Genomic DNA, 1,485 nt, shown 5'->3' on the forward strand with positions numbered 1-1,485 from the left:
GGGGGGATTCGGTGATCCTATGCTGCCTAGAAAAGCATCGACGCGAGGTTTTAGCCGCCCGTACCCCAAACCGACACAGGTGATCAGGTAGAGAATACTAAGGCGATCGAGAGAATTATGGTTAAGGAACTCGGCAAAATGCCCCCGTAACTTCGGGAGAAGGGGGGCCCCAACCTTGATGGACACACGCTGTCCGGAGGGGATCGGGGCCGCAGAGACCAGGGGGAAGCGACTGTTTACTAAAAACACAGGTCCGTGCGAAGTCGCAAGACGATGTATACGGACTGACTCCTGCCCGGTGCTGGAAGGTTAAGAGGACCGGTTAGCCGCAAGGCGAAGCTGAGAATTTAAGCCCCAGTAAACGGCGGTGGTAACTATAACCATCCTAAGGTAGCGAAATTCCTTGTCGGGTAAGTTCCGACCTGCACGAATGGAGTAACGACTTCCCCGCTGTCTCAACCATAAACTCGGCGAAATTGCAGTACGAGTAAAGATGCTCGTTACGCGCAGCAGGACGGAAAGACCCCGAGACCTTTACTATAGTTTGGTATTGGTGTTCGGAGTGGCTTGTGTAGGATAGGTGGGAGACGTTGAAGCCCGGACGCCAGTTCGGGTGGAGTCATCGTTGAAATACCACTCTGGTCACTTTGGACATCTAACTTCGGCCCGTAATCCGGGTCAGGGACAGTGCCTGATGGGTAGTTTAACTGGGGCGGTTGCCTCCTAAAAAGTAACGGAGGCGCCCAAAGGTTCCCTCAGCCTGGTTGGCAATCAGGTGTCGAGTGTAAGTGCACAAGGGAGCTTGACTGTGAGAGAGACATCTCGAGCAGGGACGAAAGTCGGGACTAGTGATCCGGCGGTACATTGTGGAATGGCCGTCGCTCAACGGATAAAAGGTACCTCGGGGATAACAGGCTGATCTTGCCCAAGAGTCCATATCGACGGCATGGTTTGGCACCTCGATGTCGGCTCGTCGCATCCTGGGGCTGGAGTAGGTCCCAAGGGTTGGGCTGTTCGCCCATTAAAGCGGTACGCGAGCTGGGTTTAGAACGTCGTGAGACAGTTCGGTCCCTATCCGCTGCGCGCGCAGGAAATTTGAGAAGGGCTGTCCTTAGTACGAGAGGACCGGGACGGACGAACCTCTGGTGTGTCAGTTGTACTGCCAAGTGCACCGCTGATTAGCTACGTTCGGATGGGATAACCGCTGAAAGCATCTAAGCGGGAAGCTCGCTTCGAGATGAGATTTCCATACACCTTGTGTGTGAGAGGCCCCCAGCCAGACCACTGGGTTGATAGGCCGGATGTGGAAGCGAGGACTAACGACTCGTGAAGCTGACCGGTACTAATAGGCCGATAACTTACACCACACACCATTGGTGAACCCGATTCAAAAGGGGTTCACACCAAACAATGGTACGAAGAGAACAAGACTGCTTGCGTCCACTATGTGGTTCCCAACCAACAAACCCGTTGCTTGAGAACCAA

General features: G+C 54.1%; 1 rRNA gene. It reads left to right on the top strand.

Features of this window, described 5'->3' with window-relative positions:
* Positions 1 to 1,367: ribosomal RNA gene (locus ACFVWT_RS22555) — 23S ribosomal RNA — on the top strand; the annotation flags it as partial.
* Positions 1,368 to 1,485 lie beyond the last annotated feature (118 nt).

Origin of the sequence: Arthrobacter sp. NPDC058288, from assembly GCF_042880995.1 — a bacterium.
GTDB lineage: Bacteria > Actinomycetota > Actinomycetes > Actinomycetales > Micrococcaceae > Arthrobacter.